Below are 24998 nucleotides of genomic sequence, written 5' to 3'. Positions count from 1 at the left end.
AAAATTATACTTCGTTTTTAATTACATGATAAATGTATAGGTAAGGTTGAAAATTTAAAATTAATTGATGTAAACCCCTCACATTTTGTGGTGAGCTTCAGTAAATCTGTGGTATCGCGTAAAAATTTTACTTCCATTTAAAATTCTGATGATAAAGACTAGTAGGTTAATTATACCAACTTAATGGATTATCAAATTGAATTGGAACTTAAAATTTAATAGGATACTTTTTTTGAAGAACAAGTTCAATATTTAAGGTAAGAATCTGTAAGTTTAAGCTATGGATTCAGAAAAACAACGTGATGTATCTTTTAGGGGATCGGAAGATTTTCTTGACATAGAGCTGAAAGACCCTATTACACACGCAGCAGGTTTTCTTGGAGTACGTGAGGCCCTTAAGCACACGTTCAAGGAGATGGGTGTGCTGCGCTCTATGAGGGCACTCTTAGACATGAACCAGAAAGATGGATTTGATTGTCCCAGTTGTGCGTGGCCTGATCCAGAGCATCCTTCGCCAGTTGCTGAGTATTGTGAAAATGGAGCAAAAGCCCTTGGGGATGAAGCAACTACAAGTCATATAGGAGCTACTTTCTTTGAAAAAAATTCCGTGGAAGAGCTATCGCGATTAAGCGATTTTGAACTCAACAAATTTGGCCGTTTGATTGAGCCCATGGTCTTAAGACCTGGCAAAGTGCACTATGAACCCATTTCTTGGGAAGATTCCTTTGAGCTTATCGCTTCCGAACTGAAAAAATTAAATAATCCTGATGAGGCCATCTTTTATACCTCGGGCAGGTCCAGCAATGAAGCTGCATTTCTTTACGGTATGTTTGCACGTGCCTTGGGTACGAACAATCTACCCGATTGTTCTAATATGTGCCATGAGAGTAGCGGTGTAGCACTGGGTGAGACCTTAGGCATTGGCAAAGGTTCCACCACACTTGAGGATCTTTATGAGGCCGAGGTCATTATTATTGCTGGCCAAAATCCGGGCACGAACCATCCTAGAATGCTTTCTGCGCTCGAAAAATGCAAACAGAACGGAGGCAAGGTAATCAGTATTAATCCGCTGGAGGAATCAGGATTGGTCAATTTTAAGAACCCACAGAAGGTAAAAGGTTGGCTAGGTTCTGGAGAGGACATGGCCGATATCCACTTACCGGTCAACATCAATCAGGACATCCCATTAATCAAACTGATTTTAAAGAAATTGGTCGCCTCGGATGAAGCTTCGAAAGACGTATTTGACCATGAATTTATTGAAACCTATACCGAAGGCTACGAAGCGCTTCTAAATGATTTAAAAAATTGTGACTCCAGCGATCTACTTCGCCGCTCGGGAGTATCCGAAGATAAAATTGATGAGACGGTTAAATTGTTGGCGAACAAATCGAAAATCATCATCTGTTGGGCCATGGGACTTACGCAACATAAAAATGGGGTGGAAAATATACGTGAGTTCGTAAATCTTTTGCTCTTAAAAGGAGCTATTGGAAAACCAAATGCAGGTACTTGTCCCGTTCGTGGGCACAGTAATGTTCAGGGTGACCGTAGTGTAGGCATCCAACATTTTGTGGACAAGGAGATGAACGAACGTATTGAAGAATATTTGGGCTTTACGCCGCCCGACCATGAGGGGGTAGATGTTGTGGGTTCTATGAAAGCCATGTACGAGGGAAAAGCCAAGATTTTTATGTGCCTAGGAGGAAATTTTCTGATGGCCGCTTCAGATACCGAATACACGGCAAAAGGCATCCAAAATTGTGATTTAACGGTTCAGATTAGTACTAAATTAAATCGAACCCATCTAATTACAGGGAAAACAGCATTGATTCTACCCACTATAGGGCGCTCGGAAAAAGACATGAAAAATGGAAAATTACGCCATTTTACAGTTGAAAATAGTATGGGGAGGATAAGACAGTCCAGAGGATTATTAAAGCCAGCGGCATCGACCATTATGAGCGAGCCCGAAATCATTGCCAATATAGGACGAGCTTATTTCGGCGATGACCATGCAATGGATTGGCAAGCCCTTGGTACCGACTATGAACTCATCCGAAGTCAAATTGACAATGTGGCCAAAGGCTTTGAAAATACCAAGGAACGTTCAAAAGGCTCGGGGTACTACCTACCCAACAATGTACGAGAACTTGATTTTAGTATGCTGCCCAACGGTAAGGCTCAATTTAGTATCAACAAATTGCCGGATCACAACCTGAAAAAGGATGAGTATATGCTGATGACCATAAGGTCGCACGACCAATTCAATACCACCATTTATGGATTGAACGATCGTTATCGTGGTGTTTACAATGCGAGAAGGGTGATTTTTATGAACCCCCTCGATATGAAAGCTCGAAGTTTTGAAAAATTGGATATCGTTGATATTACCAGCACCTACGATGGTATCACAAGGACAGCGCACCGATTTAAAATTGTACCCTATAACATTCCATCAGGAAATTTAGCTTCTTATTTTCCCGAAACCAATGTAATTGTACCCTATAATCATTTTGCGGACCGTAGCAAGACCCCTATTAGCAAGTCGATTAAAGTTAGGTTAGTAAAACAATAAAAGACTACTTATTATCCAAATAGGCTTTCATGGCCAGATAAACCCCGTTACTCCAGCCAAAACCATCCTGAACCGGATATTCGCCACCGCCGGCTTCAAGGCCCATGTCCTCTACATTATATTTTTCAACGAATTTACCCGTGTTTTGATATACTTTTTCGTTCAGGGCCACCCAACGTTCCGCAATGGTGGTCGCCAATTTAGAATGTCCGTAATTTTCGAGACCCCTTACAGCCATCCATTGAAGGGGAGCCCAGCCATTGGGAGCATCCCATTGCTGACCGGAATGGTTAAGGGTCGCCGGTAAACCACCCGGTTTCAAAAAATTAATTTCTAAGTAATCGGCTACTTTATAAGCTTCATCTTGAGTAGCCATTTTAAAAAACAACGGATAAACCATAGCCAGCGATTTAACTCCAGTTCTATTAGAGTCCACAAAATTATAATCCTCGAATACACCTTCTTTATCGTTCCAGCTATACTGTCTCAGAAATTGTTTTCTAATTTCCATACTGGCCTTTAATTGTTTTGAAAAGGCCAAATCACTTGCAAAAGAAGTGAGTAGAATCTCTTCTAGACCATAAAGAAGGGCATTCAAATCCACGGGTAAAATATCCGTCGTTTCTATCGTTTCTATAGATTCACCGTCTGCAAACCATCTTGTAGAGTAATCCCATCCAGATTCTGCACCAGACCTCAGGTCCCGATACATTTTTTCACCACCATGGGTTTCTTGAACCTGCAGATAATCCTCGCGGTACGATTCTTGACGTGGCGAACTACCTTGATCGTAATATCTGTTCAAGACACCTATGGGAAGCTTTACCGTATGATTCACAGCGGTTTCTTTCTGAGTTGCGCCCTCCATCCAAAACTCATATTCCTTTCGCAAGGCATTTTTGTATTTATCATATACTTCATCCCCTTTTTCTTGGGCGAATAGTGCCACCATTTCAGCAAAGAACGGAGGTTGCGACCTAGTGATGTAATAGCTTCTATTTCCGTTGGGAATGTGGCCAACAGTCTCAATCAAATGCTTGAAGTTGTCCAATATATTTTCAACCAATTCATATTTGCCGCTCTCCATTAATCCCAACATGGTAAAATAGCTGTCCCAATAATAAACCTCACGGAACCGACCTCCTGGCACGACATAGGGTTGGGGCAGAGGTAGTAATGTACTACCTGATTGCAATGAATCAGCCGCTCTAGTAAGCACCGGCCAAAGCGAATTAACATGCTCTTTTGCCGTTCTGTTGGGGTCAGACTTAAAATCGGAAGAAATAAGTGTAGGTACTTCAAAATTTACATAGATAAAACTTTCCAAATCAAAGTCAGGGAGGTTTTTTTGACGGTTATATTTGGACACAATAGTATCAAAAGGATGTTTGGCCACACAGTCTACAAAAGTCTTACCATCCTCAAAAACTTGAGATAGCTGCACCTCCTTGAATAACGCACCCAAAGCTTCATCAATATGTATTATTTCATTTGTGATTGTATCGACTTGATCTACTGCACTTTCAAGCTTTTCCTTATTCTCGATTTTACACGATATTAATAGGAAACAAAAAATTGGCAGTATAAAATATTTCATGTTTTATGGAATTAGTTTTTATTCAAACTTTTCAAAAATAGGAATTTACCCTACAGCACCCGGAATAACAGATTTAGAATCTCTAAATCAAGAAGTGACCTGTGTTTCTGCCTATGTAATTATTAATGATGTTTAGCCCAATCCTTAATAATATCTTCTTATAAAAAAGCCAACAATCCCGTCTGCTTAGGCTTACTAATTCAAAAATAAGATTGTGTGCTCAATACAAATGCCACAACCGTTTTTCTAAAATGTTATGAAGTTAAGTTTAGGAAAAGTTACTGTTACTTAAAAGCTTGATGTCCTGTAATATCTGCTCCAGTGATTAGTAAATGGATATCGTGGGTGCCTTCATAGGTGATTACACTTTCCAAGTTCATCATATGACGCATGATACTGTACTCTCCCGTAATTCCCATTCCTCCCAAAACCTGCCGAGCCTCTCTGGCGATCTTGATCGCCATATCAACATTGTTGCGTTTTGCCATGGAGATTTGTGCTGTGGTCGCCTTACCGTCGTTTTTCAATTGGCCCAAACGAAATGCCAACAGCTGCGCTTTGGTAATTTCAGTAATCATTTCCGCCAATTTCTTTTGTTGCAGTTGCGTAGCGGCTATAGGCTTACCAAACTGTTCTCTTTCTTTGGCGTACCTTAAAGCCGTATCGTAACAGTCCATCGCTGCACCGATTGCGCCCCAAGCTATACCATACCGGGCAGAGTCCAAACAGCCCAATGGTGCGCCCAATCCTGTTTTATTGGGTAATAAATTTTCTTTAGGAACTTTTACATTATCGAAAATAAGTTCACCGGTCGCTGAAGCCCTCAAGGACCATTTATTATGCGTTTCAGGCGTAGAAAACCCTTCCATGCCCCGTTCCACGATCAATCCGTGAATGCGTCCTTCTTCATTTTTGGCCCACACGACCGCAATATCCGCAAATGGCGAATTTGAAATCCATAGTTTTGCACCATTCAACAAATAATGGTCGCCCATATCCTTGTATTTGGTCTCCATGCCACCAGGGTTTGAACCGTGATTTGGCTCAGTTAGTCCAAAGCATCCCATCATTTCCCCAGTTGCCAGTTTCGGCAAATACTTTTTGCGCTGCTCTTCGGTACCGTAAGTGTAAATAGGATACATCACCAATGAAGATTGTACGGATGCCGTAGAGCGTACCCCACTATCGCCTCGCTCAATCTCCTGCATGATCAATCCGTAACTAATTTGGTCCAGTCCTGCCCCACCATATTCCGCAGGAATATAGGGTCCAAAAGCCCCAATTTCAGCAAGCCCACCAATAATTTGTTTTGGAAATTCAGCTTTTTGCGCATATTCCTCAATGATTGGGGAGATATCCCTTTTCACCCATTGCCGGGCCGCATCACGGACCAAAAAGTGTTCTTCGGATAACAAGTCATCTAGATTATAATAATCGGGAGCTTCAAATAAATCGGGCTTCATTGCAACGTATTTTTAACAAAGGTAAATAAAGAATATATAACAGTTGTCAAAGCTAATGTTACATTTTTAGGTAGAATTCTTTTGTTAATTGTTGATACTCCAATGTGTACTCATGCCGTGTTAGTTCAATGGTCAACTTCTCTTCCACATGGTCTACTTTTGCAAAACCAAATTCGATGAGCGTTCTCTTCAAGGGCGCATTAGCGTTTCCACGAACGCGCATGATTCGCTTGGGATAAAGTCCGTTTTCCTGTGCCAAGTTAAGAAATTGACCTTCTTCTTTATAGGGTATTATTGTGGCGAACAACCCTGTAGCGGACAACAGTTTTGAAACACCTTCCAAAAGTTCGTGAAAAGGTAAGGATAGATTCTGTCTTGCCATATCCCTAGACTCGCTACCACTGGTTACGACTTCGGAGTAAAATGGCGGATTGGATACGATTAAATCATAGGTTTCTCCTATTTCATCTACAAATTCATCCAAGCCCGCATGGTAGCAGAAAAGTCTATCGGACCAATTTGATGCTTCAAAATTCCCGACGCACTGCTCATAGGCGTCTTCATCAATTTCAATGGCGTCTATGACCTCGGCATTACTTCGCTGCGCAAGCATTAATGCGATAAGTCCGGTCCCTGCTCCTATATCAAGGATAGATTGCGTATTAGAACTCACATGACTCCAAGCACCCAAAAGGACTCCGTCGGTCCCAATTTTCATTGCGCAGCGTTCTTGGTCAATTTTAAATTTTTTAAAGCAAAAAGTTTCTTTCAATAATACTTTATTTAGGCCTAGCATCAGGTAAGCGACGAATATACCATGCTTTGTTAAAATTTTAACAAATGTTTAAGTTTTTATGCAAAACATTAATCAAAATTATTCGTAGAATAAGTATAACTAAAAAAATATTATGAAAATTAAAAAAGCTTTGAAATTAGTGTTGCCCATTATTATGGGTGCAATGGTCATTACTTCTTGTAGTAATGATGATGACGGATTACCACCGATAGTTGAACCTGGCGATTCCGTAACCTACCAATTGGGGTCGGTTGCCAACCCTGATATTTCCGGTACAGCAATGGTAATTGACAACGAAGATAATACCATTACGGTTGAACTAGACCTACAAGGTACACCTAGTGGAGGAATGCATCCAGCACATATTCATTTTAATACCGCCGCAGAAGGTGGGGATATCGCAGTAACCTTGGGAACTGTAGACGGGTCCACAGGGATGAGTTCGGTTACGTTTTCGGCTTTAGATGATGGAACACCCATTACCTATGAAGAGCTATTGGATTTTGATGGATATATTAATGTGCATCTAAGTGCCGATGATTTAGGAACTTTGGTCGCACAAGGCGATATTGGGCAGAATGAATTGACCGGAGTTACTAAAGTTTACGCATTAGGCAGTGTTGCCGTTGAGGATATTGACGGTACTGCAACTTTTTCAGAAAGAGTAAACGGAGAAGCACTGGCCACTATTATGTTGAGCAACACCCCGGAAGATGGTTCACATCCTGGACATATACATATGAACACTGCCGCAGAAGGCGGTGATATTGCCTTTACTTTCAATCCAGTTAACGGAGCTACGGGAATAAGTAACACGAATGTTTCCGCATTGGACGACGGTAGCGATTTCAATTACGACGACGTATTGACCTACGATGGTTATATAAACATTCACTTAAGCGCAGATGACTTGGCAACTTTAGTAGCTCAAGGCGATATAGGACAGAATGAATTGACAGGAGAAGCTAAAACCTATGCATTAGGTTCGGTAGACGTAGATGGAATTGACGGAACGGCAACATTTGAGGAAAGAATTAATGGGGAAGCATTGGCTACCATTATGTTGAACAATACGCCCGAGGATGGCTCACATCCGGGACACATACACGCCAATACAGCTGTTGAAGGTGGTGATATTCTATTTACCTTCAATCCTGTAAATGGAGCCACAGGCATTAGTAGAACCAATGTTGCCGCTTTAGATGACGAAACGGCTTTTGGTTATGAGCAGGTTCTTGAAGTGGACGGTTATATAAATATTCATTTAAGTGCGGATGAGTTAGGTACTTTGGTCGCCCAAGGAGATATAGGTCAGAATGAGCTAACAGGCGAAGCTAAAACCTACGAGCTAGGTTCTGTTGATGTAGACGGAATAGATGGTACCGCTACTTTTGAACAAAGAATAAATGGTGAGGCATTAGCGACAATTTCATTAAACAACACGCCAGCGGACGGATTACATCCGGGTCATATACATGCCAACAGTGCCGCAGAAGGTGGGGACATACTCTTTACTTTTAATCCTGTAGTCGGAGCAACAGGAATGAGCAAAACCAACGTTGCTGCTTTAGATGATGAAACGGCTTTTGGTTATGACGAAGTTTTAGTGGCTGACGCGTACATTAATATCCATTTAAGTGCCGATGACTTAGGAACCTTAGTAGCTCAAGGAGATATAGGTGAAAACGAGCTTACCGGTACTTCCAAAACATACGCTCTGGCAACTGTTGATGTACCAGGTATAGATGGAACAGCAACATTCTTTGAAAGAGTTAGTGGTAATGCTTTAGCGGTGATAGAATTAGCTGGTACTCCTGCTGATGGCTCACACCCAGGACACATTCATGCCAATAGCGCTGAAGAAACAGGACCGATTATTTTTACTTTCAATCCGGTTAACGGTGCAACAGGTATTAGCAGAACTCACGTTGAAGTTCTAGATGACGAAACTCCATTTAGCTACCAAGATGTCTTGACTGTAGATGGATACATCAACATTCACCTAAGTGCCGATGATTTGGCAACCCTAGTTGCGCAAGGCAACATCGGGGCAAATGAAGGCGGCACGGATACCGATAGTATTAATTATGATGTTACCAATACAGGAACTACTGCATACGTTCTAAATGGTGGTGACCTTTCTGATGCTAGTAATCCAGATTTGACTTTGGAAAGAGGTAAAACATACACCTTTACCGTAAATGCATCGGGACATCCCTTTTTTATTAAAACGGTTCAAGGTAATACGAATGCCAATGCATACAATGATGGTGTTACCAATAATGGTGCACAAAACGGGACGGTATCCTTTACGGTTCCCATGGATGCACCTGACACCTTATATTACAACTGTCAGTTTCATTCGGTTATGACAGGCGTTCTAACTATTATAGATTAATATTTAGAGCAACTCAAAGAAAAAGCCGGCACTTAGATGCTGGCTTTTTTATTTTTTAATTTCAAATTTTGCTGTAAAAACTTTGCGGGGTTCAATCCATATTAATGATTAACCTATAAAATGAGATGAAAAAGTAAGACATACCATGGGAAAGCATAAAGGCAAGCAGAATTAGTACCCTTGTATGTTGAGGAACATACGGTAAGGCAATAATATTAGTGTTTATTAATACTTATTAAACAACTCAAATCGTTGGACATTTGATGAATTAATTTGTTTAATATTTAATATATTCCGTGGAATTGATGAAATACTAGATGAACAATTGGACTTTCCAGTGGCTTTCCAGATTTTATGAGCACAATTTTATTATACTTATCCTTTGCTGTCTGTGGTATACGGGAGGACAGGGTCAACAAGTAGAAAACTCCAAAATTGGTTCCAACCAAGTGGCAGGAAGGGAACTCTCCAACCGGTATTGCGCCTCATGCCATAAATTTCCTGAACCTGAATTATTGGACAAAGAGACTTGGAAACATAGCGTTTTACCCAATATGGCGCTCCGTTTGGGGTTGAAAATGGCAGGTAAATATATTCCTGTCAATCAAGACTCCATTGAAGTAAGCTTATTAAAACAATACAATACCTATCCAGAAAACCCTTTAATTTCTAAAGAAGACTGGTCAAAAATAGAAGCATACTATCTTGAAAACGCTCCAAAAAAACTCCCGCTTCAATTAGAATCTTCGGTAAAATCAATAAACGAATTTCCCTTTCAGGTACAGTCCATAAACATTGATGATGTAAAACTACCCCAGGTCACCTTGCTTGAGTATAACTCCCATACTTCGGAATTGTATATTGGAAACTATCTGAAATTATATGCACTGAAAAATGACGGAACGCTTAGTGGTGAATGGACTTTGGATAGCTATGCCTCGGATATTGAATTTTCCGAAAAAGAAGAAAATCCGCTTTTATTATCCATTGGTAAATTGGTTCCTTCAAATCAGAAACTCGGTACACTGGATAGATTGGATACCAGCGGTACATCAAACACAGAACCTCCAATTTTTTCCGAGCTGCAACGTCCGGTAAACTTTGAAAGCGCAGATTTGAATATGGATGGAAAGACTGATTTAGTACTTTGTAGCTTTGGTCATACGGTGGGCAAATTGTCATGGTTCGATAATTATGACGCGTCCAAAGAACACGTTTTAAGCACCCAACCCGGTACGCGGAAGATTGAAATAGCTGATTTTAATAACGATGGGAAGCCGGACATAATGGTTCTGATGACGCAATCTTATGAGGGTATAAAAATCTTCTACAACGAGGGTGAAAATAAGTTTAGAGAAGAACAGGTACTCAAATTTCCGCCGGTTCACGGGCTAAGCTATTTTGAACTGGCGGATTTTAACAAAGATAGCCACCTAGACATCTTAATGACTAATGGTGACAATAGGGATTTTTCTCCCATAAACAAGCCTTATCATGGTGTACGCATCTATATGAACGATACTAAAAATAACTTTAAAGAGACCTATTTCTTTCCCATGTACGACTGTAATAAGGCTATGGCTAGGGATTTTGATGGTGATGGTGATTTGGATATCATCGCCGCCTCGCTTTTTGTGAACTACGAGGGCAAAAGTAAGGTGCAGGACGCCGTGGTATACCTTACCAATAATGGAGGATTAAATTTTGAAGCGTCATTGTTACCAAATCCGTCCCACGCCAATTGGTTGACCATGGAAGTAGCCGATTTTAATAGGGACGGTCTGCTGGATGTAATTCTGGGAGCATTCGTTTACGATATCAACGAGATGTTTTCAATAATATCCGCTACTGGTATTTCCAACCTGCCACAAATACTTTTATTGACCCAGAAAAAATGATAGTATCCATTTTAATTTACTCATTGGAGGTGTTTAGAATTCTACTTTTCGCATCGTTTAAATAACTTCTGCCAATGGTATATCGTATACCTCCTATCTCCACACTATTTCCTTCCACTACATTGACCTTATCCACGGCAATGGTGTAAGATCGGTGAATCCTAAGAAATTTGTCGCTAGGTAATTCATCCGTAAAACTACTCAAGGTCTTATGTATGATATATTTGCCGGTTGGCGTAATGATCCTGATGTAATCCTTTAGGCTTTCGACCACCATGATTTCATCAATAAATATTTTCTGCAACTTCTTCTTATCAACCTTTACGAAGATACTCGGCTTCTCTGCCGCACTGGTATTCGAGTTTCTTTGCACGCCTTGTTTCAAGCCTAAAACTCTGTCAACCGACTTTAAGAAACGAGGTAGCGGTATCGGTTTTACCAAATAATCTATTGCCTCCAACTCAAAACTTTTCAAGGCATGTTCCTGGTGTGCCGTGGTTATGATAACGAACGGCTTTTGATGTAGTGTACTTAAAAACTCCAATCCGTCAAGAAAAGGCATGTTAATATCTAGGAACATGATATCAACTTGATTATCCCTCAAATAGGAAGAGGCGTCCATAGCATTAGAAAAAGTACCTTCAAGCTGTAATTCTGTAACCCTTAAAATATAGTTCTTAATTACATTGATAGCTAAAGGTTCATCGTCCACGACAATAACTTTCAAAATCATATTACTTTTAGCTTAAGTATTACATTGAACATTTGATTTTCCTCAAAAATGGATAGTTCGTAATCATTTTTTTTATAACCCAGTTCTAACCGCTTCTTAACATTGGATAGGCCTATTCCTCCGGATCTAGTAGGAAAATCTGATATAGGACTTGCATTGGGTATCGTATTGGATACATTAAAATTCATGAAGCCCTTCGAGACCTGCAAATCTATCTGTATTCTCATTTCACCAATATTCTTACTAGCACCATGTTTAAAACAATTCTCGACCAAAGGGACCAGCAGCATGGGAGCGATGGTATAATTATCCAGATTACCTGAGATGTTCATATCAATTTGAAGCCTGTTGTCAAACCTTATCCGCTCTAAATCTATGTAATTCTGTATACATTCAATTTCGCTAGTTAAGTCCTGGCGTTGTTTTTTAGTTGCATAAAGCAAATAACGCATTAGTTCTGACAATTTAAGTACCACCTCGGGAGCCTTATCCGATTTTTCCAAGGTTAGCGAATAGATATTGTTAAGCGTATTGAAAAAAAAATGTGGAGAAACCTGTGAGCGCAGAAACCGTAGCTCTGTCTGTAATTGCCTTTTCTCTAATTCATGAAGCTTACTACTTTCCCTTAACCAATCGATAGTTAGTTTAATCGCGGTGAAGAAAGAGATTACATATACTTCACCAATCATTGTTGTTACCGCATAGGAAAGGGTGAGACTGGTAGTTTCTCCAGGTCCTTCCGGCATTACATTGGGACCCGCAAGATAGTAGGTCAAATTATACTTGACCAATAACATGACCACCAAAGATGCTAGAATAGCAAAGGTATAAGTCAAATATTTTTGGGTGTATACGAACCTTGGCATCAAATAGTATACATTAAAATAAGCAAGCGCCATGTGAATAGGAAACCCTATTAAATTGGTTTTCAAGGAATATAAAAAATCATCGTGGATGCTACTCCATCTAAAGGTGTTGAAAACAAAATATGCAGTCCAAAATAGGATATGATGCCAATATCTAACACCATAATTAGTAGAAGAATTTGTTTTTCCTATAAAATCCCTTATTCTACCTGTCGTTTGCATAAATTAAAGAGGATATATAGCTTGTATTGACGTTTAGCCTTACTTGTTCGTTATTGGTCTAAATATATTCTGAAATCAGAATAAAATGTGAAAATTCTACTTGCGCTATCTTATAACCAAAATAAGAAAAGACACAATTACTGGACTAATGTAACTAAAAACCACAGAAAAGATTCTAAAGTAACGAATGGGATTTTAAAAAGAGTAATAGTTTTAAAAAGTAGAATATCACATTTTATTAAAGCTATAAGTATTCAAGTGAAAATTCCACGAAATCAATTACCATTCTTTGTAAAACAGCAATAGAGCTTAAAACGTATGAAAAGGACATCCTTAAAAACTCAAAAAATATTGTCGGTAGTACTTTTTTTAATCCATACAGGTTGTATCTCACTATTAGCCCAATACCTGCCCAAAAGTTATATTGCCCAAAATATATCCGAGACCCTAACTATTGATGGAAATATGCATGAGGAAGCTTGGCAGAAAGCAAAATGGAGCGAAATTTTTAGGGATATCGAGGGAGATAATGAAGCCGCCTACCAAACTCGGTTTAAAATGGTATGGGACCAAACCCATTTATATATTATAGCGGATATAAAAGAACCACATGTCTGGGCAACGCTTAAACAAAAGGATACCATCATATTTTACAATAATGATTTTGAGGTTTTTATAGACCCGGATGGGGATACCCATAATTATTATGAACTGGAAGTGAACGCTCTTAATACTATTTGGGATTTGTTCCTATCAAAGCCGTATAGAAACAATGGTAAGATTTTGGGTGCATGGGACTTCAAGCGATTAAAATCTGAGGTGAAAATAAATGGAACACTAAATAATCCGTCGGATATTGATCAGGGTTGGATGGTTGAAATGGCCATTCCTTGGTCTTTTGTAACCGAGCCCGGAGGAACGGTGCATATACCAAAGAACGAATTCTGGAGAATGAATTTTTCCCGTGTAAATTGGGATTTCTATATTAAAAATGGGCGTTATTCCAGAAAAAAAGATAGTGCAGGAACATACCTACATGAGCATAATTGGGTATGGTCTCCACAAGGTGTCATCAATATGCATGAACCTGAACATTGGGGCTATGTTTATTTTTCTACGGATGCCGTGGGGCAAGAATCCGCTTTTGAAATTCCTCAAGACGAGCATATAAAGTGGTATTTATATGAACTTTACCGGGATATCAAGGATAAGAACATAGGGAAAATAGTTTGGAATGAGCATAAGGGACGGTTACAAAGTGAACCTAAAATTATATTGGGAAAAGCCATTACTACGGTTTTAGAAAAAAATGAATTTGGAAGTACCCTTTGGACAAGAAGCCCTTTTACAAATAAAAAATTGGTTATACACGATGACGGAAAATTTGAAACCTATGATAATGATTAAATCTGATTTAATAAAACCCTTAGCCTTAACCATCGCACTTTTGTTGCTCTCCTGTAATTCTCAAAACGGGGATAAAAACAAAACTTCTGGTTTCACCACGGAGGAAGCTGAACAAGTTTTGGAAAAACCTTTCAAATTATGGACATGGATAACTGCAAATAATGATAGGCCAGATGATTCTTTCGAAGAAGAATTTAAAAAATATGCCGATAATGATATTGAGGCGCTTTTAATTAATACCTATGGCAACCCTGAAAATCTGGCTAGATTAGTTCCCATTGCCCAAAAATTTAATTTGGAGGTACACGCTTGGATGTTCACATTAAATAGACCTGGCGATAAAATTGCGGAGCAACACCCAGAATGGTACGCCGTAAGTAGGGATGGGAAATCTTGCTATGACGAACCACCTTACGTAGGCTATTATAAATGGTTATGCCCTACGAGGAAAGAATCTAGGGAACACATTCTAAGACTCATCGAAGGCCTTGTTAAAGTGGAAGGAGTAAGTAGTTTCCATTTAGATTACATCCGCTATTCGGATATATTTCTGCCCATAGGCCTACTTCCCAAATATAATTTGATTCAGGATGAAGAACTGCCCAGATATGATTTTTGTTACTGCGAAGTATGTGTATCAGAATTTGAGAAAATACATCATAAAAATCCAAAAGATTTCAATAATCCTGCGATAGACATGGAGTGGAAAAATTTTAGGTTGAACCGTGTAAAAGCCATTGTGGATGATGCTTATGAAATTGCTCATGCCAACAATAAGTTACTTACGGCAGCGGTATTTCCCTATCCAGAAATGGCCGATCATATGGTACGCCAACGTTGGGACAAGTGGAACGTTGATGTGGTTTTACCAATGATTTACAATGTGTTTTATAATGAGGAAATAGATTGGATCGGTTACGCCACCAAACAGGGCGTGGAAGATTTAAAAGAAAAAGATACCGAATTACATACCGGAATCTATGTGCCGGGTATGAGTGCTGAAGAATTAAAAGAGGCTATTCATCAGGCAAAAACCAATGGAGCAATGGGCGTTTCATTCTTTGACGGGCCTGCCATTACAGATGAACAGTGGGAGGTTATAAAAAATTCAAAAAAAGGTTAGCGAAATAAAATAGATGACTAAAATTCTTGGCGCATACCATAGTTATGGGAAGAGGTGCCATTTTAATCCTTTATGATTCCAAACAGTTTAAAGCATAAATCAATGTTCTAATTTTTATGGATAAGAATTCTTTGAAAGGCCTTAATTCATACTTTAAATAAAATCTGTTCATATTCCGAAATATGCTGAATATCGACAGAATAGTACTATAACGTTTTCGTTCTAACGTTCTTTAGCTTTTCACAATTGCTATTAGTCGAATATTTTATACTTTTAGTTAACAACTCGTCACTTTTAATGTAACTATTTTGAATACCTAACTAAACTCAACTTTATGAACAAAAAAATCTTAAGTTTTTTGACTCTGGTGTCATTGCTCTTTTTTCAGGGCGTAATTGCACAGGACAACACGATATCGGGCACGGTGACAGACGATTCTGGTGCACCTCTTCCCGGGGTCAATGTTGTGGAGAAAGGAACATCTAATGGAACTTCCACGGATTTTGACGGAAACTACACCATTAGTGTTGGAAACAATGCGGTCCTAGTGTTTTCATCCTTAGGGTATGAAACCAAAGAGGTCTCCGTAAACGGTCAACGTACAATAAACACTTCATTGGCGGAGGATGCTAGCGAATTAGATGAAGTTGTAGTTACCGCACTTGGTATTAAAAAGGAAACTAAGGCACTTGGGTACTCTTTAACGGAGGTGGATGCTGAAGAAATTGCGACTATTAAAACTCCAAACGCTATTAATTCCCTTCAAGGTAAAATTGCGGGTGTGAACATCTCTCAAAACGCTACAGGCGCAGCAGGCTCCAGTAGGGTAATAATTAGGGGCTCTAGTTCCCTATCCGGCGAAAACCAACCATTGTACGTAGTTGATGGAATACCAATTAATAATGGAAACAATGGCGCTGCAAGTTTATGGGGAGGTTCCGATGGTGGTGACGGTATTTCAAGCTTAAATCCTGACGATATTGAGTCCATTTCCGTGCTAAAAGGTGGTGCGGCTTCTGCGTTGTACGGTTCTCGTGCTGCAGGTGGGGTTATTATCGTTACCACAAAATCCGGTAAAAACCAAGAAGGTTTTGGTGTTGAATATAGTAGCCAGGTAACTTTTGACAGGGTGAACACTTCATTACAAGATTATCAAACTGAATACGGACAAGGACTTTTGGGCGCAAAACCTGCCAACACCGATGCGGCCTTAGAGGCTGGTTTCAATTCATGGGGTCCAAGATTTGATGGCAGTCCTGTACCACAATGGGATGGCGTATCAAGACCTTATTCTTATACCGGTAATAATGTAGATAGGTTCTACAGAACGGGCACAACATTCATCAACACCATTGCTTTTACAGATGCAAAGGAAAATCTTTCTTACAGGATGTCGGTATCCGATCTTACAAACGAAGATGTATTACCAAATGCAGGGTTGAACAGAAAATCGTTCTCTTTGAACACAACGGCAGTACTTGGTAAAAAGCTTACCAATAGTGTAAATGCCAAATACATAATAGAGAAAGTACAGAATAGACCAAGATTATCGGATAGTCCTGGGAATGCCAATTTCACTGTAGGTCTTCTCCCTGGAAACTTAAATGTAGTTGATCAATTACCGGCTACGGATGAAAATGGTTTCGAACGCCAGTTTACGAACAACACATTTACGACAAATCCATATTTTGCTGCCTTTAATTTTAGGCGTGAAGATAAAAGGAACAGAATCATAGCTTCGACTTCTTTACGTTATGATTTCAATGATTGGTTATCCTTAACTGGTAGAATGGGTATCGATAACGATGTTATCAGAAGAACCGAGGTGGAACCATTTGGAACTGGTTTTAAACCAAGAGGTGGCCTTACCGAGTCTGAGAGAAGGACCAATCAGGTGGATGCTGATATCATTTTGGCCGCTGAAAGAGATATTACGGACAAGTTCGCAATTTCCGCATTGGTTGGAGCAAACTCAAATCATTTAAGAAGCGAAAATCTTTTCTTGGGAGGTAACGATTTTATCGTTCCTGGACTTGAAGATATAGGAAATACGGTAACTCAGTCTAGAAGCCGTCAGTATTCAGAAAGAAAAATTGGGTCCGTTTATGGCTCATTAGAACTTTCCTATGATCGTTGGGCTTATATTACATTTACCGGAAGAAATGACTGGTTCTCTACCTTGTCGTTTCCTGGTAAAACGACACCTAACGATGATTTTTATCCATCGGTGAATGCTAGTTTAATATTGTCGGATGCTTTCGCTATGCCAAAAATCATAGACTTTTTAAAGCTTAGAGGTGGATATTCAGAAGTTGCCGGTGGGGCTCAAGATCCGTATACATTAGGATTGACCTATCAAATTTTCGGTAATCCACTACAGGGACAACCAACAGGAAATATTAGTAATGGAAGTGTTCCAAATGCAGATTTGGTGGCATTTAGCAAGAGTGAATATGAGATCGGACTTGACTTGCGTATGTTCGGCAATAGACTATCCCTTGACATGGCTTATTATAGCAATGAGACAACCAATGATATCGTAAATGTCGCAACTTCACAAACCTCAGGATTCAATGGGGCCAGTGCAAATCTTGGTAAGATTTCCAATAAGGGGGTTGAGTTTTTAATCAGCGGCTCACCAATTAGAACTTCGGATTTTAATTGGAATGTATCTTTGAACGGTGCTTACAATGAAGGTTTGGTAATAGCAACGGATGATGTTGGTTCCGATGTGAACCTGGATGAACCAAGAACCCGAAATGTAAGGATTACCCATATAGTAGGCGAAAGATACGGTACTATCGTAGGTGTTTCCTATGAAAGGGATGCTAATGGGGTAATCAAATATGACATTGATGCCGATGGTGTTCCAAGGGCGGTAGAAGGAGAGCGAAAAATTCTTGGGGAAGGAGTTCCGCCTTTAACGCTTGGTTTCACAAATTCATTTACCTACAAAAACTTTAACCTTAATTTCTTGATTGATGGTAAGTTTGGCGGACAAATATTTTCGGGAACAAATACCTTGCTGTACGGATTTGGCCTGCATAAGAACACTCTTGAAGGTAGGGAATCTGGTTTAACCGTTTCTGGTATAGACAATGCGACGGATCAAGCATTTACAACAACCGTTGCTCCAGAAAATTTACAGACTTATTGGGGAGAGATAAATGACATTGCCGAAGAATTTGTAGAAGATTCAGATTATATTAACTTCAGACAATTAAGTATTGGGTATACATTGCCACAAAAGGCGTTGGAAAATGTTTTCCTAACCAGTGTAAACGTTTCTTTAATTGCGTCTAACTTATTTTATATTTCTAGGAGTATAGACAATATAGATCCAGAAAGTAATTACGCAGTAGGAAATTCTCAAGGTCTGGAATATTTTGGTGTTCCGTCCTCAAGAAACTATGGTATAACTGTAAACTTAAAGTTTTAAAAAAAAAGTATGAAAAAATTAATTTGTTTATTTATGATGGCGCTAGTTATTGGCGCTTGTGATGACGGGTTTGATGAACTTAACGTAAACCCAACAAAACCGCCTCAGATTGCGGCTGCCAATAAATTAACTGCGGTAATAAAATTTGTTTCAAGCGAGCGTTATGACAATTGGAGAGCAGGTATGATATACCAGTCTACCATGATGCAACATATTGCTACGACGGCCGGATATTGGGATGGGGATAAATATACTTGGAACAGAGGATATGCATCCTCTTTAATGGACCGTTATTATACCGGAGCCATAAAAACTGTAGAAGATTTATTACTACAATTGAATGAAGAAGAAGCACCTGATGAGATGAAGGCTATAGCTAGAATTCTTAGGGTTTTTGCCTTTTCAAGACTAACCGACCTTTATGGTGATGTACCCTATAGCGAGGCGGGTAAAGCCGTAATAGAAGGAATTTTTCTTCCTAAGTACGATGCGCAGAGCGAAATCTACCCGGACATGCTTAATGAATTGGAAGAATCTGCAGCTGCCTTAGGTAGCGGTACCTCCGGTTTTGGTGCGGCCGATGTCATCTATGGAGGCGATCAGGCTAAATGGAAACGATTGGCAAATTCTTTGATGCTCCGTTTAGGGCTCCGTTTAATAAAAGTTGATCCTGCTGCTGCACAGGCTTGGGCCACCAAAGCTATTGCCGGTGGCGTAATGACATCAAACGATGATATCTTTTACTTAAGACACGATAACAATAATAGGAATGGAATCTCTGAAGTTTTTGATGCAGACGGAAATCCAAGAATGTCTAAAACCTTTATCGATTTCTTACAGGACGGTAATGACCCTAGGCTTCCAATATTGGCAGCAAGGAGAGGTGATGGAAGTACAGCTCCTGAGGATTTAATTGGTTTTCCTAACGGTTTAAATAGTGCCATGTTATTGGAAATGACGGGTGAGGAAAACACGGATAATTATGCAGAACCTAATAGGGCAATTCTAGCTGGATTTGATGCGCCTATGATTTTCCAAACCTATGCAGAAGTAGAGTTGATGTTGGCGGAGGCCAACGTTCGTTGGGGACTTGCTGGAGATGCCGAGACACATTATAATAATGGTGTTACGGCAGCCATGAAGCAATTATCCCTTTATAGTGACGCAGCGGCGATAGACGATTCCGCTATTGCGAACTACTTAGCGGCCAAACCCTTTGACGCAGGAAACGCCTTGGAACAAATTAATACACAATATTGGGCTGCAACGTTCTTAAATGAATACGAAACATTTGCAAACTGGAGAAGGACCGGATTTCCGGTATTGGTGCCAGTGAATTTTCCTGGCAATGAGACAGGAGGAACAATTCCTAGAAGACTTACCTATTCTGAAAATGAGGCAAGTGTTAATCCTGATAATTATCAGGCAGCTATAGCCGCTCAAGGTCCGGATATTTTGACCACTAGAGTTTGGTGGGACGTACAATAGTATTTAAAAAACTTTATACCGAATTGTAAAGTTTGAGTTAGTTTTATATTGAGTTGAAAAAGGAGGGGAAACTCTCCTTTTTTTGTACAAAATAGTATCTTGTAATTATGAAAATAAGGTATTGCTATATTTATTTTGCTATTCTTCTTTCCGGTTGTACTCCTACCTCGGAAACCACCGCTGAAAATAAGAAGCTCTTCACTTTGCTTTCACCAGAGGAGACTGGTGTTGATTTTAACAACAACATAAAGGATGACAAGGAAAAAAACATTTTTCTATATGCCAATTTCTATGGAGGTGCGGGCGTAGGAGTCGGGGATTTTAATAATGACGGTTTGCAAGACCTCTTTTTTGCTGGAAACATGGTTCCTGATAAATTATACCTGAACCAAGGAAATCTAAATTTTAAAGATGCTACGACACAATCGGGAATAGAGGATTTTGAAGGTTGGTCTACCGGCGTTACTGTTGCAGACATAAATAATGATGGTCACATGGACATTTATGTAAGCAGGGAACTATATGATGAGAACCCGGATTGGCGCAGAAATTTGCTATATGTCAATAATGGTGATGGTACTTTTAAAGAGGAAGCAAAAAAATATAAAGTAGCTAACACGCAGCGGACCCGACATGCCACTTTTTTGGATTACGACAGGGATGGTTTGCTAGATTTGTTTTTACTCACCCAGCCCCCCAATCCTGGTAGTTTGTCACAATATTTTGATACGGACAACCTTCTGCTTCCTGAATACAAATTAAAGCTTTATAAAAACAAAGGAGGTTATTTTGAGGACGTCACAGAAAAATCCGGAATACAACGAACAGGGTTTCCCAATGCGGCGTCCGCCAGCGATTTTAATAATGATGGATGGACCGATCTTTACGTAGCCAATGATTTCTACGCCCCTGATTTTCTTTTCATCAATAATCAAGATGGTACATTTTCCAGTATGGAGAAAAATGCCTTAAAACAGACCTCGTATTATAGCATGGGCGTGGATGTTGCCGATATCAATAACGATGAAAATTTGGACATATTCGTACTGGACATGGTTGCAGAAGACAACTTCCGTCTAAAATCTAATATGAGTGGAATGGACATTAGCTCATTTTGGAAAGTAGTGGAAGATGGTGGAGGCTATCAATACATGTACAACACATTGCAGCTCAACAATGGAAATGGCACTTTTAGTAACATCGCGCAATTTGCCGATATGGCGGCTACCGACTGGAGCTGGTCCAACCTAATTGCAGATTTTGACAATGACGGACATAAGGATACGTATGTGACCAACGGTCTGCTGAGGGACATTAGAAATACCGATGCCGACAAAAAGGTCGCTGATTATATTAATACCACTAGGGCAAATTATCTACAGAACAATCCTGATGGGGGAAACATCAGCAGTATCTGGGACATTGTAGATTTAGAAAAAGCAGTGAATATGGTGCCCTCCCAGCCCTTAAAAAATTATGCGTATAAAAATGAAGGGGATTTAAACTTCAATAAGATAGCCGATGAATGGGGACTTGATGAGGAGTCATTTTCGAACGGTTCGGCTTATGCAGATCTGGACAACGATGGTGATCTGGACTTGGTCGTAAACAACATAAACAGGGAAGCTTTTATTTACAGGAATAATTCAGAAGTACTTCCAAATACAAACTTCTTAAGAATTGAGTTGACGGATAATCAAAACAGACCTCTATTTGGAACAAGAATCAATGTATATACTGAAAATGGTGTACAGACTCAAGAAACCACGAATGTCAGAGGTATTTACTCCACAAGTGAATCGATTGTACACTTCGGATTAAAAGACCTTACAGAAGTTGATAGCTTAGTGATTCAATGGCCAAACGGAAACAGAACAGCTAAGCAAGATATTGATGCCAATCAAGTTCTAAAAATCGCAATGGATGCATCCAACCAGAAAAATAATTACGATTTTGGAAACACAGAAAATCATCTCTTTGTGGATCAAACATCAACTTTTTCCGGGACATTTTTACATCAGGAAAACAACTTTGACGATTTTGAAGAACAAATACTTTTGCCCCACAAGCTGTCCCAATTTGGTCCAGCTTTATCGACAGGAGATATTAATAATGATGGTTTAGACGATTTCTATGTTGGAGGTGCAGCTGGTCAGTCCCCTACGCTATTAGTTCAAGATAAGAATGGGGATTTTGCCAAGAGCAATACTTCTTTTTGGGACAAAGAAGCACCTTATGAGGATGTGGATGCGGTCTTTGTAGACATTAATAATGATGGGTTTCAGGACCTTTACGTTGTAAGTGGCGGTAATGCCTATAAACAAAATGACTTTCATTATACAGATAGACTTTACTTGAATGATAGTCGTGGAGGTTTTAACAAGGGGGCAATTCTGAACGCAAATAGAATAAGTGGTTCGGTGGTCAAAGCATCTGATTACGATAAAGACGGGGATATAGATCTATTTGTAGGGGGAAGACACACCCCGCATAAATATCCCGTTCCTACCTCAAGCATGTTACTGATTAACGAGAATGGAGCATTGAAAAATGGCACCAAAGAACTATCTCCAGAGCTGACCGATATTGGAATGATTACAGATGCGGTATGGTCAGATTATGACGGGGATGATGATTTGGATTTAATAGTGGTTGGCGAATGGATGCCGATTACCATTTTCGAAAACAAAGATGGCATACTGGCCAAAATAGAACCAACGACTCTGAAAGAAACCGCTGGTTGGTGGTTTAGTATTGAACAAGGTGATTTTGATGAAGACGGAGATATGGATTTTATAGTGGGAAACCTTGGACTCAATTACAAATACAAAACCAGTCCTGAAAAACCGTTTGATATTTATTTTAATGATTTTGATGGTAACGGCGATGGAGATATTGTTCTTGGATATTACAACAATGACAAACACTTTCCATTAAGGGGTTTTTCATGTTCATCCCAACAAATTCCAGCGCTCAAGGATAAAATTGGAAAATACGACGTGTTTGCTTCTTTGGAATTAAAGGAGGTTTACGGGGAAGAGGAATTAAAAAATTCACTGCATTACGTAACCGACACCTTTGCCTCGGTTTACATGGAGAATTTGGGAGATGGGAATTTTAAAATTACCGACCTTCCCAATCTGGCTCAATTATCCAATATCAATGATTTGCTCGTTAGGGATTTTAACGATGATGGATTTTTGGACGTACTTGCCGTTGGAAATCTATTTGTTTCGGAAATAGAAACCCCCAGAAATGACGCAAGTACAGGACTTCTTTTGTTAGGTGATGGCAAGGGTACGTTTGATGTCCGCCGTGGCGCAACTATAGGATTTTATGCTGCAAAAGACGCAAAAAAAATTATTGAGGTTTCAACGGGAGATCAACGAAATATTTTGATTGGAAATAACGATGATGTTTTACAACGTTTTACGTTTTACAAGGACAAGGGAAAATCTCCAATATTCTAGAATAAAAGGTTGGAAAACTAATTTTCCTTTGGTATCGCAATAGTCAATCCACCATTCCCGGTTCCCTGTTTTCGGTCCCCTCTAACTCCAATAGGGAATCCCCTAAACGAAACCGGATGTCGTTTGCCAATAACTGTATTTTCTCAACCACCTCTGGGTTTTCTGCGGCCACATTGTTTGTTTCACTTTTGTCATTGACTACATCATAAAGCTCAATCTCGTCCATTTCAACCATTTTGTAATCCCCAGGTAGACCATCTTTACCAGGCTCTTGCCCTTCCATAGTTCTATAGGTGTGCGGAAAGTATAATTTCCAGTTGCCATAACGAACCCCAAAAAGTTCGTTTACCCTGTAATAAAAGAAATAAGCCTCTTGTGGACTTTCCGCTGTTTCCCCTTTAAACAACTTCCAAGCGCTTTTCCCATCAATCTTATTATCAGAAAGTTTTGAACCCGTTGCATCGGCGATTGTGGGTAGAATATCAATAGCCATAAGTGGCGTATCACTCACTTTGCCTGAGGGGACAACACCTGGATATTTAACTAAAAACGGTTCTCTTTGCCCTCCCTCCCATGCCGTTCCCTTTCCTTCACGCAGTGGGAATGCACTGCCTGCATGGTTTCCGTAAGACAACCAAGGACCATTATCTGAGGTGAAAATCACTATCGTATTTTCTTCCAACCCGTTGGACTTTAAAGCTTTTATTATCTCCCCGACAGACCAATCAATTTCCAAAATCACATCGCCATAAAGACCTCTTTCGGATTTGCCCTTAAATTTATCAGAAACAAATAACGGCACGTGGGGCTGTGGATGGGGCACGTACAAGAAAAAAGGTTTTTCCTTGTTCCGGTTGATGAAATCCACACTAAGCTCTGTAATCTGGGTAGTCAATTGAGACTGCTCTATCAAAGTATCAATCACAGTTTCATTTTCGTACAAGGGTAAATCGGGAAAATTAAAAATAGTTCCCTGTTGTGGGTGATATGGCCACATATCGTTGGAATAGGGAATTCCGAACCATTCATCAAAACCATGACGCGTGGGAAGAAATTTCTCATGGTGACCCAAATGCCATTTACCAAATATGCCCGTTTTATAACCATGCTGCTTTAGCATTTCTGCTAGGGTTAGTTCAGAATCGTTAATACCGTTCTTATTCCCTGGTCCAAGGGCATTATGGATACCAATTCGATTAGGGTAGCATCCCGTTAAAATTCCAGCCCTTGATGCCGAACAAACGGCTTGGGCCGCATAATAGTTGGTAAACATTGTTCCTTCCTCAGCCATACGGTCCAAGTTCGGTGTAGCAATATCGTCGGCTCCATAAACACCAACGTCCGCATAACCTTGATCATCCGTAAAGATTAGTACGATATTAGGCGGTCTTTGCTCTTCTTCACCATCTTTTTGTTTTTTTGAATCTGTACATCCAATTAATAGGATAAACCCCAGTAATACTAAAATCCTGTTCAAAATTTAAAAATTCAGTTCTTAAACTAAATATATTGCAAAAAAT

Annotated in this window: 14 protein-coding genes; 8 read left to right on the top strand and 6 right to left on the bottom strand. The window is 39.7% G+C overall.

All coding sequences use genetic code 11. The features are described 5' to 3' along the window. Positions 1–280 precede the first annotated feature (280 nt). Positions 281–2578, top strand: coding sequence for an FdhF/YdeP family oxidoreductase (locus N8A89_RS10170; RefSeq protein WP_289644269.1), 2298 nt, complete (start codon positions 281–283; stop codon positions 2576–2578). A 4-nt stretch (positions 2579–2582) separates the two neighbouring features. Here N8A89_RS10170 and treF read toward each other — a convergent pair whose 3' ends face one another. From treF to N8A89_RS10155, 3 genes are all read right to left on the bottom strand, one after another. After that, entirely contained in the window at positions 2583–4175 is a 1593-nt protein-coding gene (treF, locus tag N8A89_RS10165) for an alpha,alpha-trehalase TreF (protein ID WP_281542169.1), read from the bottom strand. Positions 4176–4459: 284 nt separating this feature from the next. Then, positions 4460–5638, bottom strand: a complete 1179-nt coding sequence (locus N8A89_RS10160) for an acyl-CoA dehydrogenase family protein (RefSeq protein WP_281542168.1) — start codon at positions 5636–5638, stop codon at positions 4460–4462. 58 nt (positions 5639–5696) lie between these two features. Beyond that, positions 5697–6410, bottom strand: coding sequence for a tRNA1(Val) (adenine(37)-N6)-methyltransferase (locus N8A89_RS10155; protein ID WP_281542167.1), 714 nt, complete (start codon positions 6408–6410; stop codon positions 5697–5699). A 136-nt stretch (positions 6411–6546) separates the two neighbouring features. Here N8A89_RS10155 and N8A89_RS10150 point away from each other — a divergent pair, with 136 nt between their 5' ends. Then, positions 6547–8832, top strand: a complete 2286-nt coding sequence (locus N8A89_RS10150; RefSeq protein ID WP_281542166.1) for a CHRD domain-containing protein — start codon at positions 6547–6549, stop codon at positions 8830–8832. A 317-nt stretch (positions 8833–9149) separates the two neighbouring features. Then, on the top strand, positions 9150–10730 hold the full coding sequence (locus tag N8A89_RS10145) for an FG-GAP repeat domain-containing protein (protein WP_281542165.1): 1581 nt from the start codon (positions 9150–9152) through the stop codon (positions 10728–10730). A 16-nt stretch (positions 10731–10746) separates the two neighbouring features. Here the strand turns inward: N8A89_RS10145 and N8A89_RS10140 are convergent, their stop codons facing one another. Next, on the bottom strand, positions 10747–11463 hold the full coding sequence (locus tag N8A89_RS10140) for a LytR/AlgR family response regulator transcription factor (protein ID WP_281542164.1): 717 nt from the start codon (positions 11461–11463) through the stop codon (positions 10747–10749). Next, the gene (locus tag N8A89_RS10135) at positions 11460–12551 is read right to left on the bottom strand and encodes a sensor histidine kinase (RefSeq protein ID WP_289644268.1); all 1092 of its coding nucleotides are present in this window, start codon (positions 12549–12551) and stop codon (positions 11460–11462) included. Before N8A89_RS10135 ends, N8A89_RS10140 begins: the two co-directional genes overlap by 4 nt. A 318-nt stretch (positions 12552–12869) precedes the next feature. Between N8A89_RS10135 and N8A89_RS10130 the strand changes: the two genes are divergently transcribed. From N8A89_RS10130 to N8A89_RS10110, 5 genes are all read left to right on the top strand, one after another. Continuing rightward, entirely contained in the window at positions 12870–13958 is a 1089-nt protein-coding gene (locus N8A89_RS10130; protein ID WP_289644267.1) for a carbohydrate-binding family 9-like protein, read from the top strand. Next, positions 13945–15081: a family 10 glycosylhydrolase gene (locus N8A89_RS10125; protein WP_281543369.1), complete on the top strand. Its 1137-nt coding sequence runs from the start codon at positions 13945–13947 to the stop codon at positions 15079–15081. Before N8A89_RS10130 ends, N8A89_RS10125 begins: the two co-directional genes overlap by 14 nt. A gap of 334 nt (positions 15082–15415) precedes the next feature. Continuing rightward, positions 15416–18520, top strand: coding sequence for a SusC/RagA family TonB-linked outer membrane protein (locus N8A89_RS10120; RefSeq protein WP_281542163.1), 3105 nt, complete (start codon positions 15416–15418; stop codon positions 18518–18520). Between the two features lie 9 nt (positions 18521–18529). Beyond that, entirely contained in the window at positions 18530–20008 is a 1479-nt protein-coding gene (locus tag N8A89_RS10115; protein WP_281542162.1) for a SusD/RagB family nutrient-binding outer membrane lipoprotein, read from the top strand. A gap of 107 nt (positions 20009–20115) precedes the next feature. Then, positions 20116–23478 carry a VCBS repeat-containing protein gene (locus tag N8A89_RS10110; RefSeq protein WP_289644266.1) on the top strand — a complete coding sequence of 1121 codons (3363 nt, stop codon included), beginning with the start codon at positions 20116–20118 and terminating at the stop codon, positions 23476–23478. Positions 23479–23521: 43 nt separating this feature from the next. Here N8A89_RS10110 and N8A89_RS10105 read toward each other — a convergent pair whose 3' ends face one another. Continuing rightward, positions 23522–24955: a sulfatase family protein gene (locus N8A89_RS10105; RefSeq protein WP_281542158.1), complete on the bottom strand. Its 1434-nt coding sequence runs from the start codon at positions 24953–24955 to the stop codon at positions 23522–23524. Positions 24956–24998: the final 43 nt, after the last annotated feature.

The sequence above is a fragment of the Maribacter aestuarii genome (genome assembly GCF_027474845.2).
In the GTDB taxonomy this organism is placed as follows: Bacteria; Bacteroidota; Bacteroidia; order Flavobacteriales; family Flavobacteriaceae; genus Maribacter; species Maribacter aestuarii.
The sequence above is the reverse complement of the archived record's forward strand: the minus strand, read 5'-3'. Positions and strand labels throughout refer to the sequence as shown.

What these genes read in the sequence shown, in the direction of transcription:
- N8A89_RS10170 (WP_289644269.1), top strand. Translation starts at nt 281, where the DNA reads ATGGATTCAGAAAAACAACGTGATGTATCTTTTAGGGGATCGGAAGAT.
- treF (WP_281542169.1), bottom strand. Translation starts at nt 4,175, where the DNA reads ATGAAATATTTTATACTGCCAATTTTTTGTTTCCTATTAATATCGTGT.
- N8A89_RS10160 (WP_281542168.1), bottom strand. Translation starts at nt 5,638, where the DNA reads ATGAAGCCCGATTTATTTGAAGCTCCCGATTATTATAATCTAGATGAC.
- N8A89_RS10150 (WP_281542166.1), top strand. Translation starts at nt 6,547, where the DNA reads ATGAAAATTAAAAAAGCTTTGAAATTAGTGTTGCCCATTATTATGGGT.
- N8A89_RS10145 (WP_281542165.1), top strand. Translation starts at nt 9,150, where the DNA reads ATGAACAATTGGACTTTCCAGTGGCTTTCCAGATTTTATGAGCACAAT.
- N8A89_RS10140 (WP_281542164.1), bottom strand. Translation starts at nt 11,463, where the DNA reads ATGATTTTGAAAGTTATTGTCGTGGACGATGAACCTTTAGCTATCAAT.
- N8A89_RS10135 (WP_289644268.1), bottom strand. Translation starts at nt 12,551, where the DNA reads ATGCAAACGACAGGTAGAATAAGGGATTTTATAGGAAAAACAAATTCT.
- N8A89_RS10130 (WP_289644267.1), top strand. Translation starts at nt 12,870, where the DNA reads ATGAAAAGGACATCCTTAAAAACTCAAAAAATATTGTCGGTAGTACTT.
- N8A89_RS10125 (WP_281543369.1), top strand. Translation starts at nt 13,945, where the DNA reads ATGATAATGATTAAATCTGATTTAATAAAACCCTTAGCCTTAACCATC.
- N8A89_RS10120 (WP_281542163.1), top strand. Translation starts at nt 15,416, where the DNA reads ATGAACAAAAAAATCTTAAGTTTTTTGACTCTGGTGTCATTGCTCTTT.
- N8A89_RS10115 (WP_281542162.1), top strand. Translation starts at nt 18,530, where the DNA reads ATGAAAAAATTAATTTGTTTATTTATGATGGCGCTAGTTATTGGCGCT.
- N8A89_RS10110 (WP_289644266.1), top strand. Translation starts at nt 20,116, where the DNA reads ATGAAAATAAGGTATTGCTATATTTATTTTGCTATTCTTCTTTCCGGT.